General features: G+C 48.8%; 19 protein-coding genes. 16 read left to right on the forward strand and 3 right to left on the reverse strand.

The window, feature by feature from the left end; translation table 11 throughout:
- The first annotated feature begins 3 nt into the window (after positions 1-3).
- From thiT to OF158_RS07625, 6 genes are all read left to right on the forward strand, one after another.
- Positions 4-594: an energy-coupled thiamine transporter ThiT gene (gene thiT / locus OF158_RS07600; RefSeq protein WP_017550810.1), complete on the forward strand. Its 591-nt coding sequence runs from the start codon at positions 4-6 to the stop codon at positions 592-594.
- 196 nt (positions 595-790) lie between these two features.
- Positions 791-1,645 (forward strand): MBL fold metallo-hydrolase, encoded by an 855-nt coding sequence (locus OF158_RS07605; RefSeq protein WP_035185008.1) that lies wholly within the window; start codon positions 791-793, stop codon positions 1,643-1,645.
- 68 nt (positions 1,646-1,713) lie between these two features.
- On the forward strand, positions 1,714-2,184 hold the full coding sequence (locus OF158_RS07610; RefSeq protein ID WP_225620882.1) for a CBS domain-containing protein: 471 nt from the start codon (positions 1,714-1,716) through the stop codon (positions 2,182-2,184).
- Between the two features lie 67 nt (positions 2,185-2,251).
- Positions 2,252-3,781 (forward strand): FAD-dependent oxidoreductase, encoded by a 1,530-nt coding sequence (locus OF158_RS07615; RefSeq protein WP_017550812.1) that lies wholly within the window; start codon positions 2,252-2,254, stop codon positions 3,779-3,781.
- A 213-nt stretch (positions 3,782-3,994) separates the two neighbouring features.
- Positions 3,995-4,789, forward strand: a complete 795-nt coding sequence (locus OF158_RS07620) for a 3D domain-containing protein (protein ID WP_014098419.1) — start codon at positions 3,995-3,997, stop codon at positions 4,787-4,789.
- A gap of 237 nt (positions 4,790-5,026) precedes the next feature.
- Complete coding sequence (locus OF158_RS07625) at positions 5,027-7,192, forward strand: DNA topoisomerase III (protein ID WP_035185002.1); 2,166 nt, start codon at positions 5,027-5,029, stop codon at positions 7,190-7,192.
- Here the strand turns inward: OF158_RS07625 and OF158_RS07630 are convergent, their stop codons facing one another.
- Both OF158_RS07630 and OF158_RS07635 read right to left on the reverse strand, forming a co-directional pair.
- Complete coding sequence (locus OF158_RS07630; protein ID WP_035185000.1) at positions 7,193-8,554, reverse strand: amino acid permease; 1,362 nt, start codon at positions 8,552-8,554, stop codon at positions 7,193-7,195.
- Positions 8,555-8,626: 72 nt separating this feature from the next.
- The gene (locus OF158_RS07635) at positions 8,627-9,259 is read right to left on the reverse strand and encodes a LysE family transporter (protein ID WP_017550816.1); all 633 of its coding nucleotides are present in this window, start codon (positions 9,257-9,259) and stop codon (positions 8,627-8,629) included.
- Positions 9,260-9,450: 191 nt separating this feature from the next.
- On the opposite strand from OF158_RS07635, the gene OF158_RS07640 reads away from it, so the two are divergent.
- From OF158_RS07640 to hisIE, 10 genes are all read left to right on the forward strand, one after another.
- A complete protein-coding gene (locus OF158_RS07640) occupies positions 9,451-10,398 on the forward strand; it encodes a magnesium transporter CorA family protein (RefSeq protein ID WP_035184997.1) in 948 nt (315 codons plus the stop codon).
- Positions 10,399-11,207: 809 nt separating this feature from the next.
- The gene (locus tag OF158_RS07645; RefSeq protein WP_014098414.1) at positions 11,208-11,555 is read left to right on the forward strand and encodes a CHY zinc finger protein; all 348 of its coding nucleotides are present in this window, start codon (positions 11,208-11,210) and stop codon (positions 11,553-11,555) included.
- A gap of 95 nt (positions 11,556-11,650) precedes the next feature.
- Complete coding sequence (locus OF158_RS07650) at positions 11,651-12,775, forward strand: ATP phosphoribosyltransferase regulatory subunit (RefSeq protein ID WP_035184995.1); 1,125 nt, start codon at positions 11,651-11,653, stop codon at positions 12,773-12,775.
- Positions 12,772-13,392, forward strand: a complete 621-nt coding sequence (gene hisG, locus OF158_RS07655) for an ATP phosphoribosyltransferase (RefSeq protein ID WP_014098412.1) — start codon at positions 12,772-12,774, stop codon at positions 13,390-13,392. Before OF158_RS07650 ends, hisG begins: the two co-directional genes overlap by 4 nt.
- Positions 13,389-14,672, forward strand: coding sequence for a histidinol dehydrogenase (gene hisD / locus OF158_RS07660; RefSeq protein ID WP_014098411.1), 1,284 nt, complete (start codon positions 13,389-13,391; stop codon positions 14,670-14,672). The genes hisG and hisD overlap by 4 nt, the downstream gene beginning before the upstream one ends.
- Positions 14,673-14,677: 5 nt before the next feature.
- A complete protein-coding gene (hisB, locus tag OF158_RS07665) occupies positions 14,678-15,265 on the forward strand; it encodes an imidazoleglycerol-phosphate dehydratase HisB (RefSeq protein WP_035184993.1) in 588 nt (195 codons plus the stop codon).
- Positions 15,262-15,873, forward strand: a complete 612-nt coding sequence (hisH, locus tag OF158_RS07670) for an imidazole glycerol phosphate synthase subunit HisH (RefSeq protein WP_014098409.1) — start codon at positions 15,262-15,264, stop codon at positions 15,871-15,873. The genes hisB and hisH overlap by 4 nt, the downstream gene beginning before the upstream one ends.
- Entirely contained in the window at positions 15,870-16,574 is a 705-nt protein-coding gene (hisA, locus tag OF158_RS07675) for a 1-(5-phosphoribosyl)-5-[(5-phosphoribosylamino)methylideneamino]imidazole-4-carboxamide isomerase (protein WP_035184991.1), read from the forward strand. The genes hisH and hisA overlap by 4 nt, the downstream gene beginning before the upstream one ends.
- Positions 16,571-17,332, forward strand: coding sequence for an imidazole glycerol phosphate synthase subunit HisF (hisF, locus tag OF158_RS07680; RefSeq protein ID WP_014098407.1), 762 nt, complete (start codon positions 16,571-16,573; stop codon positions 17,330-17,332). The genes hisA and hisF overlap by 4 nt, the downstream gene beginning before the upstream one ends.
- Positions 17,322-17,987 carry a bifunctional phosphoribosyl-AMP cyclohydrolase/phosphoribosyl-ATP diphosphatase HisIE gene (gene hisIE / locus OF158_RS07685; RefSeq protein WP_026683473.1) on the forward strand — a complete coding sequence of 222 codons (666 nt, stop codon included), beginning with the start codon at positions 17,322-17,324 and terminating at the stop codon, positions 17,985-17,987. Before hisF ends, hisIE begins: the two co-directional genes overlap by 11 nt.
- Before the next feature lie 63 nt (positions 17,988-18,050).
- On the opposite strand, the gene yedF is transcribed toward hisIE, so the two are convergent.
- Complete coding sequence (gene yedF, locus OF158_RS07690; RefSeq protein WP_014098405.1) at positions 18,051-18,293, reverse strand: sulfurtransferase-like selenium metabolism protein YedF; 243 nt, start codon at positions 18,291-18,293, stop codon at positions 18,051-18,053.
- Positions 18,294-18,307 lie beyond the last annotated feature (14 nt).

Below are 18,307 nucleotides of genomic sequence, written 5' to 3' on the forward strand. Positions count from 1 at the left end.
TTTATGGGCAAATTAAGTTTACAGGCTATGATTGAAGCGGCTATTTTTGCGGCGTTCGCGCTCGTGTTGGACTTATTGCCGTCCATTAAGGTGACGTCCGCGATTTCTCTGTCGTTTGCCATGCTGCCGATTTTTGTGGTCGCTTTTCGCTGGGGATTTAAAGCAAGTGTTGCTTCCGGATTTATTTGGAGCCTGCTGCAGATCGTCACCGGTGATGCTAATGATATTCTTAACCCGCTTCAGGGCATCATGGAATATCCGGTCGCTTTTTCGTTCATCGGGTTTTCCGGGCTTTTCCGGCCGCTTGTCGAAAGAAGCTGTCGTCACGATAAAAAGGGCACGATGACTTTTTGGATATGCCTTTCCGTTCTTACCGGAAGTTTTGCCCGCTATTTCTGGCATTTCGTAGCCGGCGTGATTTTTTGGGGTTCCTATGCGCCTAAAGGACAGTCGGCGTTTCTCTATTCTCTCATCATGAACGGCGGCACGATGATTGGGAATGCGATTTTATGCGCAGCTGTTGCGGCGATTCTCTTGAATGCCGCCCCGCAGCTGCTGACAAAATACCGCAATCCGCACAGGCATGCGGCATAAAAGCAACTTGAAAACGGCAAGGCCAACTGCGCCTTGCCGTTTTCGCTGAAGGAAAGAGGCTTCATGGTAACAGGCGCCTTGTAAAGCCGGTAGTCCGGTTTTTACTGCTTTTTCGGTTGATGATAGGAGGCTACGGGTAAGGCTTTCGAGAAACGGGAAAAGATAAATAGAAGGAAAATGAAAGAAAGGGGATTTTATGGACAAAGACATTCATCACCCGTTTGGCCACCGGGTCATCCCGATGACTTCGATTGAGAGCGGAACAGGCAGGGAATTGCTGCCGGATATCTATTGCCTTACCATCCAAATTGTCAATGTGTGCCTGATCGGCAGGGCCGGAACCGATGCATTTGTCCTCGTGGATGCCGGCATGCCGGGTTCTGCCGAAGCGATATTTTCAGCCGTGCGGGCACGCTTCGGGGAAAAGGCAAAACCAAAAGCGGTTTTACTGACGCTCGGCCATTTTGACCATGTCGGAGCGATTGCGCCATTATTGGAAAAGTGGGACGTGCCGGTTTTTGCACATCGATTGGAGTTGCCCTATTTAACCGGGCGTGAAACGTATCCGGATCCCGATCCGTCCGTTGAAGGCGGCCTGCTGGCGAAGATTTCCATGATTTATCCGAATGAACCGGTTGATCTTGGCCATGCTGTCCAGCCCCTTCCCGAAGACGGGACGGTCCCGTTTTTGCCGGGCTGGAAATGGATCCATACGCCCGGCCATTCGAGAGGGCATGTGTCGTTCTTCAGGGAAGCAGACAGCGTGTTGATCATGGGGGACGCATTTATCACCGTCAGGCAGGATGAATTTTGGAAAGTGCTGGTGCAAAGGCAGGAAGTAAACGGGCCGCCGCGCTATTTTACAAATGACTGGAAAGCGGCCAAACGCTCAGTTGAAAAATTAGCTGCTTTAAAGCCGGAAACTGCTGTTTGCGGCCACGGGATCCCGATGTCTGGCTCCGGCTTGCGGAAAGGGCTTGAGGACCTTGCATCCAGATTTGATGAAATCGCGCTCCCGGATCACGGGAAATACGTAGATGGCACACAATAGGCGGTTTGTTCATTGCTTCCTTCCCCGCAAAGGTTTACAATAATTTGTAAATGGATGGATATAAAGGGGTGAGAAAATTGGAAGTCAAAGATTTTATGATCCGGGATGTTATTACGGTAAAAAAAGAGACAACGATCCGGGAACTGTTAAAGGTGCTTGCCCACCACCGGATCGGCGGCGTACCGGTCGTGGACGCGGAAGGAAAGCTACTCGGTATGATCAGCGACGGGGATGTCATCCGCTTTTTGCAGCCAAAAGCACGGACCGTTTACGATTTTTATATTACGATCGTGGTAAATGAGCAGGAAGACTTTAATGAAAAATTGGTGCACAGCCTGGACTTCCCGGTGGAAAAGATTATGAAACGGCGGGAACTGTATACGGTAAGGCCTGAAGACGATTTTGAAAATGCGCTCAGGATTCTGGTAAAACACCATTTTAAAAAGCTTCCGGTCGTCAATCAGGCAGGGCGTGTTGTCGGCGTCATCTCAAGAGGCGATATCATGCGCCAGATTACGGATAAATTGCTCAACAGCTAAATCGCAATGTTTAGACCGGCCTCCCCGGGGAAGACTATACATAACAGTCTTTCGGGGAGGTCAAATCATGAACGGAACTTCAATGCCGCAATCTCCTGAACCGTTGTGGCGCAAAACGGTCACGATGCCGCAATTTCCATCGTTAACGCAGGATATGGAAGCCGATGTGGCCGTTGTGGGTGCCGGAATGGCCGGGATTGTAACTACCTATTTGCTGGCAAACGAAGGGTATAAAACGATCCTGTTTGATGCCGGATCCATTGCAAATGGCACAAGCGGGCATACGACGGCAAAAATCACCGCACAGCACGGGCTCATTTATGATGAATTGATCCAGCATATAGGAAAAGAAAAAGCATCCCTTTATTACAAAGCAAACGAAACAGCTGCATCGTTCATTGAACAAACGATCCTGAAGCACGGGATCCGCTGTGATTTTTCGCGGCAGGATGCCTTTCTCTATACCAATTCCGATGCATATATTGAAAAACTGGAAAAAGAAATGCAGGCGTATGAAACCCTCGGCATCCCGGGAGAATGGATCGGTTCGCTGCCGGACGGGATTCCCGGGAAAAAAGCGGTGAAAATGGCCGGGCAGGCACAGTTCCATCCGCTTTCGTACTTAAAAGCACTGATTGAATATTTAATGGACAAAAATGTCCCGATTTTTGAACAAACCACTGCGAAAGATATCGATTTTGGCAGCCCATTAAAAATCAAAACGGAAAAAGGGCATACCATGACGTGCAAATACATTTGCATCTGTACACACTATCCTTTTTACAATGCGAAAGGCTTGTATTTCTCAAGAATGTATCCGGAACGTTCGTACTTGCTTGCCGTGAAACCTGTAAAACCTTTTCCGGGCGGCATGTACATTAATGCGGAGCAGCCGTCGCGTTCATTCCGGGAAGCGGAAGGAGCCGGGGAAAAACTGCTTTTGGTCGGCGGAGAGAACCATAAAACCGGCCATGGGGAACCGGAGATCCGCCACTATGAAGCATTGCAGCAATTTGCAGAAGAAACATTCGGAATAGGGGCATTCTGCTGTCGCTGGTCAGCCCAGGATATGACCACATTAGATAAAATCCCTTATATCGGCCCCATTACCAAAAATGAAGAAAGGGTCATGGTCGCAACAGGGTTCCGCAAATGGGGGATGACCGGCACCCATCTCGCCGCCATGCTGATGCGGGACCGGATTATGCAAAAAGAAAATCCTTATGCCGGTATCTTTTCCCCGCAGCGTTTTGAAGCGGATCCGATGGTCAAAAAATTTATCTCGGCAAATGTCGATGTTGCCGGGCAGCTCGTCAAAGGAAAACTTGACATGCGGAATCAATCTTTAGATGCGTTAAAAAATGACGAAGGGGCCGTTGTCCGTATCAATGGAAAGCGGGCAGGCGCCTACAAAGACCAGGACGGGAACATCTATCTGCTTGATACGACGTGTACCCATATGGGCTGTGAAGTGAAATGGAACTCGGGAGACCGCACATGGGACTGCCCGTGCCACGGTTCGCGGTTTGCTTGTACAGGCGAAGTGGTAGAAGGGCCGGCGAAAGAACCGCTGAAAAAAATCGATCAACAGGACTAAAGTGCTGCAAACACCGCCGCAATTCGACGGTGTTTTTCTGCTTCTATGCGCGAATTCGTGACTTTATGCCTATGTTACAAATTTTTCACGGGATTACAAAGAAGCGTTTTTGTGTAACCAAATCAACATTTTGCCGTTATCCGCCTGTTAAATCCGTGTGTTAGGATTTACGGTGTTGGCACAAAAGCCGGCAAAAAGAGGAGGTTACAATTTATGAAAAAAGCAGTATCAGCACTTGCAGCTGCGGTGACAATCACAAGCGTAATGGCTGTCAATGCACAAGCCGCAGCGCCGGATACTTATACCGTAAAACCGGGGGATACACTTTGGGGGATCTCTCAAAAATACAATACATCCGTTAAAACATTAAAACAAAATAACCAACTTTCCACCGAAATGATTTATCCTTCACAAAAGTTAACCATTTCCCCGAAAAACGTTTATGTCATTAAAGCCGGTGACACGCTGTCGGATATCTCGAAAAAATACGGCGTGCCGGTTGAACAAATAAAAGAATGGAACGATCTGTCATCGGATGTCATTTTCCCGCATGATCAAATCGTGATTCGTTCCAATCCGAACAGCAAAGTGACAGTAAAAGAACGTGCAGCGGAAGTTTCCGTCCAGCCGCAAACAAACACGGAAAATGCAAAAGTGGACGTGAAAAAGCCGACCGTGCACGTGGAATCTTCCAAAGAGGCGGCTCCAAAACCGCAGGGAAAAACGATGACCGTCACCGCGACCGCTTATACAGCCAATGATCCGGGCTGCTCCGGCGTTACAGCGACCGGCATCAATGTTAAAAATAATCCAAACGCAAAAGTGATTGCCGTCGATCCGAACGTGATTCCGCTCGGTTCAAAAGTATATGTCGAAGGGTACGGGACCGCTGTTGCAGGTGATACGGGCGGCGCCATTAAAGGAAACCGTATCGATGTCCTCGTCCCGGATTCAGGAAAAGCCGCCAACTGGGGGCGCCGTACGATCCAAATCACCGTGCTGAATTAATGGGCGCACGGATGGTGATCCGGTACTTGCACCCGAAACATTCAACAGGCACAGCAAAACAGAAAACAACCATTTAGGAAGTGACAATGAACGATGGGGGAAATACCGCATTTTGAAACACCGCCCGGCCGCGTAAATCCAGTGGAAAAGGATTTACCCGGCCGGGCGTTTATTTTTTCTTGGCAGCGTGTGAAAAACATTGTAAAGTAGAGCTAGAAAAAGAAAGGAGTGATCTGTTTGTCTTTTCCTTTGATCATCGCTGAAAAACCTGACCAGGGGCGCACCCTTTGTTCGGTTTTTCCGCATGTGAAACGGGAGGGGTATATTGAAATCCGGCCGAATGAGATCTTCCCGGAAGGCGCTTTCTGCACATGGGCGATCGGCCATTTAACCCAGCTCGTCCCGCCGGAACATTACAATCCCGCCTGGGAGCAGTGGAAACTGGAAACGCTGCCGATTCTCCCGGAAACATTCAAATATGAAGTGGCAAAGTCAAAATACAATCAATTTCAAATCGTCAAAAAACTGGTAAAAGACGCGCGTGTAACAAATATTATTCATGCAGGCGATGCCGGCCGCGAAGGGGAACTGATCATCCGCAACATCCTTCATTTGTGCGGCGCCAAAAAACCGCTCCGGCGTCTATGGATCTCGTCTTTAACCCCGCAGTCGATCCGGGAAGGGTTCCGCCATTTATTACATGATGAAGACACCCGCCCTTTGTATGATGAAGCATACGCCCGCGCTTGTGCAGACTGGCTGGTTGGCATGAACGCCTCCCGTGTCTACAGCCTGCTTTTAAGGCAAAAAGGCATGCGCGATGTCTTTTCGGTCGGTCGCGTCCAGACACCTACGCTCGCTTTAATCGTAAAAAGGGAGCTGGAAATTGAACATTTTAAACCCGAACCGTTTTGGGAAGTCACCGCAATGTTTCAATTTGATGACAAACAATACGAAGGCAAATGGGTGAAAGATGGCGAATCGCGTTTGAATGACCCGGCCATGGCAGCACGGATTGCCGCATTTTGCCGCCAAAAACCGGCGGAAGTTGCAGAATTGAAAAAAGAAAAAAAGGAATTCCAGCCTCCGCTGTTGTTTAACTTGTCATCTTTGCAGGCAGCCGCGAACAGGGCTTTTCAATTTCCACCGAAAAAAACGCTTGATCTTGTCCAATCCCTCTACCAAAAAGGGATCGTTTCCTATCCCCGTTCCGATTCCCAATACGTGACAAAAGGGGAAGCCGAAACTTTTCCCGGTATTTTGGAAAAACTATCCGCCTGCCCGGAATATGCTCCGTATTTCCCGCTTCCAAAGCGTTCCATCCTTCAAAATAAGCGTTATGTAAATGAGAAAAAGGTTTCCGACCACTACGCGATAATTCCGACCGAACAGGTTGTGGCACCAGGCAGTCTTCCGGACGGTGAGAAAAAAATTTATGATATGATCGTCCGCCGCCTTATTGCTGCCCATTACGGCAATGCCGTTTTTCATTACACGACGGTGAAAACGGTCGTGGATAGCCGTGCAACATTTCTTTCCAAGGGCACGCAAATGGAAGCGGAAGGCTGGCGCAAAGTCATTTTTTCGAAAGAAAAGGAAAAAGATGGAATTTTGCCGGATGTAAAGCAGGGGGAAAAAGGGGTTGTCATCGATACAAACGTCAAAGAAGGCAAAACGCAGCCGCCGAAACGGTACACGGAAGGCCAGCTCATCACGCTGATGAAAACGGCCGGAAAATATATTGAGGATAGGGAACTAGAAAAAGTCATGGCGGAAGTGGAAGGGCTCGGTACGGAAGCAACAAGGGCCGGCGTCATCACCATTTTAAAAGACCGGAAGTATATTGAGGTGAAAAAGAATCAGGTCTATGCCACTGATAAAGCGAAAGTGCTCATCCGTGCCATTGGCGGCAAAATTCTGGCTTCTCCGGAAATGACTGCAAAATGGGAAAAACGGCTCCGCGAAATCGGGAGGGGGGCGGCAGAAGCAGCCGCTTTTATGGAACAGACGAAAAAGCTGTCCAGAAAAATTGTGCAAGATGCTGTTCAGGCAGCGGCCGAATGGGATTTTTCCGGCTTAAAAACGGATGACATTAAAAGGCCGGAATCAAAATATACCATCGGGAAAAAAGCCGGCAAATGCCCGGTATGCGGCGGCGTCATTGTGGACAAGGGCGATTTTTACGGTTGCAGTGCCTATCGGAAATCAGGCTGCACCTTTACGCTGTCAAAATCGATCCTTGGCAAGAAAATCAGCCTGGCCAATGTAAGGAAACTGCTGGCCGGTGAAGAAACAAACATGATCAAGGGATTCCGAAAAAATGGCAAAATCTTTGATGCAAAATTGAAATGGGAGGACGGGAAACTCCGGTTTATTTTTGCAAAGCAACAAACCGGCCGTTGATTATTCAGGGGCCGGTTTGTGCGAAGCTTGTTTTTTCTTTCGGCTCACGAAAACGGCAATGGCAATGATGATCACCATGACGATGAAACTGGCATAAAACCCGGGGCGAATTTCTTTTTCCGCCAGTGTCCCGCTGATCGCAAGCAGCAGGAAAAGGATACCGGCTATGGCCGTGATTTTTCCGCCGCCGTTTAGTTTTAAGACGCGAAAAGCCGAAAGGATAATAAATAGCCAGTTCATCAGCAGCAAAATCCCGGCTGCTGTTGTAATGTATTCATAAATTTTCCCCGGCAGCAAAAGGGCTGTAATAATGGAAAGAACCAGGCCGCAAGCCGCAAGCCCGAGCGAAGGAAGCGGAAGGTTTTTCCATTTTTTTATTTTTTTGCCGAACCATTTTGGCGCATCCCCGTCATTCGACAAGGTTACGAGCAAATTGGTAACCCCGAACAGCGCGGCCGTCATCGTCGAAAATCCGGCAATGATAATGGCGCCGTTAAAGACGTGGGGGAAAAAGGTGAGATGATAGTCCGCCATTGCCTTGACAAACGGACTTTCTTTATCATTAAAAGCCGTATAGTGTTCCATTGTGACGGCAAGCCCGAGCGAGACCACGTAAATCATCGTTAGAACGACTAGCATGATCGATCCGGCTTTCGGCGCATCTTCTTTGTTTTTCAATTGCATCGCCATCAGCCCGATCACTTCAATGCCGCCAAACGCATAAAACGCATAAATGAGCGAAGCCCAAAAGCCTAACGCGCCATGGGGAAAATAGCCGTGGAGACCATTAGGGAGGAACCCGCCCGTTCCCCGCCCGCCGTCAATCCAACCAAAAAGGGCACAAAAGGCAAGCAAAATAAACATGATGATGGCGGCCGTTTTGATGACAGCGAGAATATTTTCCACCTTATCAAAACCTTTTGTGCCAAGCAGGACAACAACAATGGAAAGGGCTGCGTAAATGGCGGCCAGTATCCATAACGGCACCGTATGAAACCAGAATTTTGTTAAAATGGACAATGCGGTCAGCTGGCTCCCCATAATAAGCACATTCGAACACCAGTAATTCCAGCCGCAGCTGAATCCTGCCCAGTTGCCGTAAGCTTTTTTTGCATAATAACAAAACGAGCCTTCGTGTGGGTCGCGTGCCGTCATTTTCGCAAGCGCGCGGAAAACAATATATGTACCGGCGGCCGCAATCAGGAATGACAACACGAAAGAAGGGCCTGTCGTTTTGATCCCGATACCCGATCCGAGAAAATAGCCGGTTCCGATCGTACAGCCGACACCGACAAGCGAAAGCTGCCACCATGTCAGGTTGCCGTTTTTTGTCGCTTTAGATGGTTGCTTCTGGTTGCCCATCCCGGTTCCCTCCTTTACCTTACATACTGTTTGATAAAGCAGGCCGGTTTATGTACAAGTCCTTGATGCTTCTTAAGACAGAAGCGTTTTGATCCCCTGCACGCCGAAATACAGGCCGAATCCGATTAAAGACGCGCCGGAAGCGAGGGAAATGATTTGCAGTGTCCGGTGATTGAAATAGCGCCGGAATCCGCCCGTCAAACCGGCGATGAACACATCCCAGATGGCAAGTCCCACAAAAATCATGCTGCTGTATGCCAGCAACATGCCCGTCCCGTAATGGCCGGCGGTTTTGGCAAGGACAGACCCGTATATGCCAAGCCAGAACAAAATGGATAAAGGACTTGTGATCGACATGATAAATCCTGTTAAAAAGCATGCGGCAAGCGGATCTTTCTTCCGGTATAAATCAACGGTGATCGTTTTTGAGCTGATTACACTTTCCACGCCGGTATAAATGAGGATAAATCCGCCAAACAGCCAGAGAAAGACCTGCACCATTTCAATATTTAAAAACCGGACAAGCCCCAAGTACACTGCCGCCATAAAAATGCCGTCCGCGATCATCGACCCGGTCCCGACCATCCACGCATGCCAAAAACCGTTTTTAATGCCTTTGTCAATGCGCGCGGAATTGACCGGCCCGATCGGCGCAGCCAAAGAAAGCCCGAGAAACACATAGCCGGCAAAAAGGCCGATGTCCACATCCCCCACTCCTCCCGAGGAAAACTTGTACATTTTATGCACGGGCTTGCCTTTTCATGTATGCCATGCCTTGACAAAGCGTGTTACCCGTTCGCTTTTCCGCCACCAACAGTGAAAACCTAAAAGGAAGAGAAACGTTTGATACAGCAGGCAAGCGGGAATAAAAAAGGGAAGAGAAAGGGGGAAGACGTTTGTTACATCTGTATAAAAACAAGGAAAACAACTGGAAATGGTATCAGCTGGAAAGTGCGGATGAGAAAGAAATCGCACGGATTATTGATGAAAACGAGGAATGCAAAACATGGATTAAAAATATAAAAAATGATGATACAAACACTTTAAAGATTGATACAACCCAAAATGACCGGCCGTTTGTCGAAGGCTCGCTTATTTTTGACCAGCACACGATCAACCGTGAGGAACATGATATGTTTCACTTTTACATCACCGAAAAAACGCTGTTGACGGTAGATCTTGATTTTTCCAAGCTGAAAAATACGGAAATCGAAAAAGTCATCGGGCAGATGGCCTATTCCCGCAATGCCATTGAGGCATTTTTTATTATCATCGGCGCGATCGTAAATAATTACCTAGATAAAATAGACGAATTTGAAATTAAATTAAACGAACTGATCTGGGAGATCCAAAAAAGGAACAATATTGACACGCTCGATAAAATATACGAACGCCGCCACGAACTGCTCGTCTGCCGGAATTTGATGATCCCGGTGAAAGAGATATTATACGGCATGCAGGAAGGATTTGGCACTGATATTTTGGAATACCCGCAAGTCCGGCAAAGGGTCATGAAAATCGAAAGATGCCTTGCGCTTTTGCAGGATTACCAACAGGAAATCGATACGCTGCTCAAAGTGGAAGAAGTGGTTTCAGGCCACAGGGGAAATTCGATTATGAAAACTCTGACCGTTTTAATGACGCTGTTTACCCCGATTTCCGCCTGGAGCGCCTTATGGGGCATGAACTTTAAAAACATGCCGGAACTCTCCTGGCGCTACGGCTATATTGCAGCGCTCGGCCTGATTGTCGTAAATACCATCCTGCTTTATATCTATTTGTACCGGAAAGGATGGACAGGCGATATTTTAAAAGGGAATAAGAAAAAATCATTATTTAAATAGCCCTTGCTGAACGAATCCGATTCTGAGTTTGTACCCAATTTGTCAGTAAGTTCTAGAAGAATCCATCTTTAAAAATACGATTCTGTCTTCTCTATACATTGAATCAGCTTTCAAGTGCAAGCTTTTCTCTGGATTTTTATAACACCCTTGCATCTAAATTTTTGCCAAAGCTGTCAGCATCCTTGCCAGATCTAGGAATTTTGGTTATTTTTGCAAGCCCTATGTTAAGAAAGCCTGGAAAATTGACGGCCTTTCTTCACATAGGACTCGTCTACGTTAAGGAAGCAAGCAAAAACGAGGCTCTTCCTTGACATAGAGCCCGTCTATGTTAAGGAAGCGTGGAAAATTGGTGGCCTTCCTTAACATAGGGCGCATCTACGTTAAGGAAGCACGAAAAAACGAGGCTCTTCCTTCACATAGAGCGCGTATATGTTAAGGAAGCGCGAAAAATTGACGGCCTTTCTTCACATAGAGCGCGTCTACGTTAAGAAAGCGTGAAAAAACGAGGGTTTTCCTTCATATAGAGCCTGTCTACGTTAAGGAAGCGTGGAAAATTGGTGGCCTTCCTTAACATAGGGTGCGTTTCAAGTGCAAGCTTTTCCCTGTATTCTTTATAAAACCCTTGTATTAAATTTATGCCAAAGCTGTCAGCATCCTTGCCAAATCTAGGAATTTTGCTAATTCAGCAAGCCCTAAATAGCCCTTTTCCGGCTCGGGACCGCCAGCTTTTTTGCGCCCGTTTCATTGATGTGAAAGCCAAATTCCTGTATGTTAAAAACAAAGAAAAAATTTCAAAAGGAGCGTTTCCAATGAAAGTGTACGGCCCGGTGGTAGATGATGAGACGCGCTGCATCCATTATGCTTCTCCGTTGGATGTCGTAGCCATCCGTTTTAAATGCTGCGGAAAGTATTATCCGTGTTATCAATGCCATGAGGAAGCGGAAGCCCATCCGATCGAGCGGTGGGAAAAACGGGAATGGGATACAAAAGCGGTTCTTTGCGGTGTCTGCAAGCATGAAATGACGATCCGGGAATATATGGGGGCAAGCGCTTGCCCGCATTGCGGCGCGCCATTTAACCCCGGATGCGCCGCCCATTATCCGCTCTATTTCCAAATCGACCGGGACAAGCCGGCTTGTCAAAAATTTTCACCTTGACCGCTTTTCTGAAATATGGTATCTTAAATGCAATCAAATCCTTTAGTGTATTAGAGTACTAACATAATAAAGAGAAAGTACAGGATGTGAAACCGATGTTTTTACCGGAAGGCAGCCAGGATGAAATGGGCACGGTTGTCAAAAACCGCGCAACCGTGTTTGAAATGTTCCGTCGCACGGCGGAGAAGCGGAATTATACGGAAATCTCGACACCGCTTGTTGAGTACGCGGATACGTTTACAAATGAAAAGGTTGGCATGAAGCTTCAAAATATGCTGAAATGGTTTGATGGCCGCGGCCAGATTGAAGTTTTGCGCCCGGACTGGACCACCTCCATCGCAAGGGCGCTTTCGCAAAAACCGTTCCGGGCGTGTAAATGGGCTTACCAGGGTTCAGTGTTCAGAATGGATACCCCCGGCCTTGAGAACCGCCAGGTCGGGATCGAAATGGTGGACCTGCCGGAACTTTTAGGCGAAGGCGAATGCCTGTTTTTTGCCCATGACTTTTTTAACAGGCTTGGCGTTACCGGGGTGATGGTGGAGCTTGGTCACGCCGGTATTTTTGAGGAACTGGTCGCACGCCTGAACCTGGAAGACGGTCAGGTTGACCGGTTAAGGGGGGCCATGCACGATAAACGAAAAGATGAAGTATTCGAGATTGCAAGTTTAAGCGGCAATGCAAAAATTGCCGCGGAACTGGCGGGACTTGTGGATGCGTACGGCTCGTTCGAAATGATCCGGACATTTCAGGAAAGATGGAAAACGGAACCGGCACTTTCGGATATGCTTATTCATATCGAAAAGCTTGGCAAAATTTGCATGGCTGTCGGAATGGAAGACATCATGATTGACCTTGGCCGGGTGAAAAATCTGCCCTATTATACCGGCATTTTGTTCCGGGGATTTTTAAAACAAACCGGCGCTTCCTGCTTTTCTGGCGGGCGGTACGACATGCTGTACGAACAGTTTCACCGCCAAACAACAGCTGTCGGCATTGCTTTTGATGCCGATATGCTGGCAGAGGAACTGGCTCAGGAAGAAAAACCGGAAAAAATCTGCATCATTGCCGGGGAAGAAACGCTTGCGGAAGCAGAAAAGCTGCGAGCTGCATACGGCGGAAAAATCGTGGATATCCGTTTCGCGCCGCCTGCAGAAGGCGAATTCAATAAGGTTCTCAAGTTTAAAAACGTGAGCGGCCATTGGGAGGCGGAAGAAATTTGACGATCAGCATTGCCCTTACAAAAGGGAGAGTGGAAAAACAATTTTTGCAATATTTAAAGTCGCGCGGCTTTCATGTTGAACCGCTCGTTGAAAAAGGGAGAAAACTCCTCGTTGAAACGGATGCATTCACCTGCATTTTCGTAAAAGGCTTTGATGTTGCAACATATGTAGAGTACGGCATTTGCGATCTTGGCATTGTCGGGGAGGACATTTTGGCGGAAACGCATCCCGATGTTTTCGATTTAATGCCGCTTCCGTTCGGGAAATGCCGGTTTGCCCTTGCAGGTAAACCGGAGGCTGTCCGCCATCAGCGGAAACGCCGGATCGCAACCAAATACCCAAATGTGACCGAGCAATTTTTCCGCGAAAAAGGGGAATCTGTGGACATCGTGAAACTCGAAGGCTCCGTTGAACTCGCGCCGATCGTTGGCCTTGCTGATGCAATTGTCGACATCGTGGAAACGGGTAACACATTGAGAGAAAACGGGCTTACCGTCATAGAGGAGATTCAGCCGGTCACAGCGCGGCTGATCGCCAACCGGTCGGCGTTAAAAATAAAAAAGCAGGCAATCTGGCCGTTTATTGAAAAACTACAGGGAGAAGGGGTCGCAAAATGATACGGGAATACACAAAAGAAGCATTTGCCGAAACGTTTTTGCAATCGAAAAACAAGAGCGGCGTGCATGATGAAGGCGTGCTGCGCACCGCGAAGGAAGTGCTGGAAGACATTCGCTTAAATGGGGATGCCGCCGTGAAAAAATATACCGCCAAATTTGACGGGGAAGTGCCGGAATCGTGGGAAGTTTTACCGGAAGAACGCAAACAGGCATGGCACGAAGTCCCGCAAGATGTGATTTCCGCCTTGCAAAAAGCAGCGGAAAATATTCGCCGTTTCCACGCGAAACAGCTGCAAAACTCCCGGATCATGGAAATGAATGAAAACATCATTTCAGGCCAGCTGTTTCGGCCAGTGGAAAAAGCCGGGATTTATGTGCCGGGCGGGACTGCCTGCTATCCGTCATCCGTTCTCATGAACGCAATCCCAGCTGTCCTTGCCGGCGTGGAAGAAGTGATCATGGCGACACCGGCGAGAAACGGCACGAAAATTGCACCGGTTTTATCCGTAGCGGCCGATATTGCCGGTGTCGGGACCATTTACAAACTTGGCGGCATCCAGGCGATCGGGGCGCTTGCATACGGCACGGAAACGATTCCTAAAGTCGATAAAATTGTTGGCCCTGGGAACGCATATGTCGCTGCCGCCAAATCGCTCGTATATGGCACGGTCGGCATCGACATGATCGCAGGCCCGTCGGAAGTCGCCATCATTGCCGATGAAAATGCTAATCCAGTATATATAGCAGCCGATCTGATCGCCCAGGCCGAACACGACGAACGTGCAAGAACGTTTTTGTTCACCACCTCACAGAAACTGATCAATGAAACAAAGTCGGCACTTGAAAAACAGCTTGTTGTCCTCCCACGCCGCGACATCGGGGAAGTGTCCATCAAGATGCAAAGTGCAGCCGTGCTTGTTGAATCGATAGATGAAGCCTTTGCACTTTCGAACCGGCTTGCGCCAGAACATTTGGAAATCCAGGTGGAAAATCCGCTCTTGCAGCTCTCAAAAGTGAAAAATGCCGGCTCCGTTTTTCTCGGAGAAAACACGCCGGAAGCCATCGGCGATTATTACGGCGGCCCGAACCACATCCTGCCGACATCGGGAACGGCGCGGTTTTCTTCCGGTTTGTCTGTTGACGATTTTTATAAAAAAATTACGTATTTATATTATGGTGAAAAAGCTTTACAGCAAGCGGCGCCGGATGTGATGGCGATTGCTACGGAAGAGCAGCTCGCCGGGCATGCGCGGGCGGTCCAAAAACGGGTGAAAGGGTGAGTGCGTTGCGGAAAGCGGCAAAAAGCAGAAAAACAAATGAAACATGTATTGAGATTGCCGTCAATCTGGACGATCCGGCGGAAGTGAAAGTGGAGACGGGTGTTGGATTTTTTGACCATATGCTCGAACTGTTCGCGCGGCACGGGCGCATCGGACTTGTTGTAAAAGCGGAAGGCGATTTGCATATTGACAGCCACCATACCGTCGAAGACACAGGGATTGTGCTCGGCCAGCTGGTACGTGAAGCGCTCGGCGATAAAAAAGGCATCACCCGTTACGGCTCCGCTTATGTCCCGATGGATGAAGCGCTCGGCTTTGTCGCCCTCGACATCAGCGGCCGGCCTTTCCTGCATTTTGAAGCGGAATTTGAAAACCCGAAACTCGGCAATTTTGACACAGAACTTGTGCGCGAATTTTTCCAGGCGTTTGCGTTCCAGGCGGCAGTTACTCTTCACGCCAGGGTGCTGTACGGCGAAAACACCCATCACAAAATCGAATCGCTGTTTAAGGCGTTGGGACGGGCGCTTCACCAGGCAGTGGAAGTTGACCCGGAAATCAAAGGCGTCAATTCGACAAAGGGGCTGATAGAATGATCGCAATTGTCGACTACGGCATGGGCAATATTGCAAGCGCCTCGAACGCTTTCCGTACGCTTGGGCTTGAGGTTGCCGTAACGGACGACCCGGAAAAACTCGCTGCCGCCACCCACATCATCCTGCCCGGCGTCGGCGCATTTAAAGCAGCAGTGGACGAAATTGAAAAGCGCGGGCTGCGGCCGGTTTTAACGGAGCTTGGGAAGAAAAAGCCGTTTCTCGGCATTTGCCTCGGGATGCAGCTGTTATTTGAAACAGGATTTGAAAATGGTGTTGCGGAAGGGCTCGGCTTTATTCCGGGGACGGTGGAACGGATTCAGACGAATGAAATTTTACCGCATATCGGCTGGAATACGCTCGATGTGAAACCGGGTTTTCCGGCTTTTGCGCCGTTTCAGCATCAACATGTGTATTTCGTTCACTCCTACCAGGCGAAAACAGAGGCGCCGTATATTGTGGCTTCAACCGATTACGGGGCGGAAATTCCGGCCATTGTCAAAAACGGGAATGTGTATGGGATGCAGTTTCATCCCGAAAAAAGCGGCAAAACCGGCATGGCACTGTTAAAAATATTTTTGCAGGAAAGCAGTTTGGAGGTACAGGCATGAGAATTATCCCGGCTATCGATTTAATTGGCGGAAAATGCGTAAGGCTTTACCAGGGGGATTTTAACCAAACGACAGAAGTGTCACCCGACCCGGTGGCACAGCTGGAACGCTTTATTGAAATGGGGGCGGAAATGGTCCATATTGTCGATTTGGACGGCGCAAAGACAGGCCGGCCGGCACAGTTTGAACTGATTGCCTCTTTATGCAAGACTGCCGCCGTTCCAGTCGAGGTAGGCGGCGGCATCCGCAATTTGGACACAGTCCATCAATATGCGGAAATAGGCGTTTCCCGGATTGTGCTCGGAACGGCCGCAATCGAAAACCGGGATTTTTTAAAAGCGGCGGTCGCCGAATATCCGGAGAAAATCGTCGCCGGCATTGATGCAAAAAACGGGAAAGTCGCGGCACACGGCTGGCTTGCTGTTACCGAAATGGATTACATCGGTTTTGCAAAAGAAATAGAAAGCCTGGGCGTTTCGCGCATCGTCTTTACCGATATATCGAGGGATGGCACGATGAAAGGCCCGAACCTTGATGCGTTAAAAGCGCTCATTGAAGCGGTCAGCTGTGACATCATTGCTTCCGGCGGCATCACAAGCGAACAAGACGTGAAAAACCTGGATGCAATCGGCGTCAAGGAAGGCATTGTTGGCAAAGCGATTTACGAAGGCAAAATCCGGCTCAAGGGGGCGGCACGATGATCGCAAAACGGATTATTCCGTGCCTCGATGTGAAAGACGGGCAGGTTGTAAAAGGAACAAATTTTGTCGGGCTCCGCAATGTCGGCGATCCCGTTGAGCTTGCAACATTTTATTCGGAAAGCGGTGCTGATGAACTGGTTTTTCTTGATATTACCGCAACCCACGAACAGCGCGATACGGTCATCAATATGGTGGAAAGGACAGCTGAAAATGTGTTTATCCCGTTTACGGTCGGCGGCGGCGTGCGGACGATTTTCGACGTGACCCGCCTGTTAAAGGCCGGCGCCGATAAAGTGTCGGTGAACTCGGCGGCGATCAAAAACCCGGACCTGATCCGAAAGGCGTCCGACCGGTTTGGTGCGCAGTGTGTCGTCGTGGCGATTGATGCCAAAAAAACTGCGGAGGGGAAATGGACTTGTGTCGTAAACGGTGGCCGCATCGATACCGGAATCGATGCGATTGAATGGGCGAAGGAAGCAGAACGGCTCGGTGCCGGGGAAATTTTACTGACGAGCGTTGATACCGACGGGGTAAAAGACGGCTTTGACCTGGCGCTGACAAAAGCGGTCGCCGGTGCCGTCAAAATTCCAGTGATCGCATCGGGCGGTTGTGGCAAACCGGAACATTTTGCCGAAGTGTTGAAAGAAACAGGCGCTTCTGCAGCCCTTGCCGCCTCCATTTTTCACGATGGCACGTTTACCATCCGGGAAGTAAAAGACATTTGCAGCAAAGAAGGGGTGAACATCCGTGAAGCTTGATTTTTCGAAAGGGCTGATTCCGGCCATTGTGGTCGACGATGCGACGGGGGATGTGCTCATGCTCGCTTATATGAATGAAGAAGCGTACGAAAAAACGCTTGAAACGAAAGAAACATGGTTTTATTCCCGGTCCCGCGGCAGCCTTTGGCATAAAGGCGAAACGAGTGGAAACACGCAAAAAGTAAAATCGCTCCAGGTGGATTGTGATGCCGACACGCTTTTAATCCGTGTTGACCCGGAAGGCCCTGCCTGCCACACGGGGGAAAGGACATGCTTTTATACAAGGCTAGATGAAAAAGGGGAAGCGGTGGAAGCGGAAATTCCCTCCAACCGGCGCATCTTTGACATGCTGGAAGAGGAGATGGAAAGCCGGAAAATCAAGCCGGTTGAAAATTCCTATACCAATTATTTGTTTGAGAAGGGCATCGATAAAATCGCAAAAAAATTTATTGAAGAAGCGGGCGAGGTCATCATCGCTGCCAAAAACAACAGCAAATCAGAACTCATTTACGAAACAGCGGATTTGTTGTTTCATACCTTTGTCCTTCTGTCTAACCAGAATGTCAAACTATCGGAAGTGGAAGCCGAACTGCAGGCCCGTTCTGCCAAAAAAGGCAACAGCAAAGGCGACCGGAAAAAAATCGAAAAATGGTAATGAAAAAAGGATGTCCGGATAAGGGACATCCTTTTTTCATTACTTGATGCCAGCACGGCAGGGTTATTTACAAACGCGGATGTAATAATACAACGTCGTTCCGTCTTTCACTTTCGAGAGCACTTCATGCCCATGCCGTTTGCACGACGCCGGCACGTTAATAAAAGATTGCGGGCAGTCGGCGATCACTTCCAATATTTTCCCGTCTTCTAATTTTTCGATGGCCTCAAGCGTATAAAGCTCCGGATACGGGCATGATTCGCCACGGACATCCAGTGTTGCATCCACAGTAAAATTTTCCGCCATTTTTACCGCCTCCT

It is taken from the genome of Weizmannia sp. WK01 (genome assembly GCF_025905465.1).
GTDB lineage: Bacteria > Bacillota > Bacilli > Bacillales > Bacillaceae_C > Weizmannia > Weizmannia faecalis.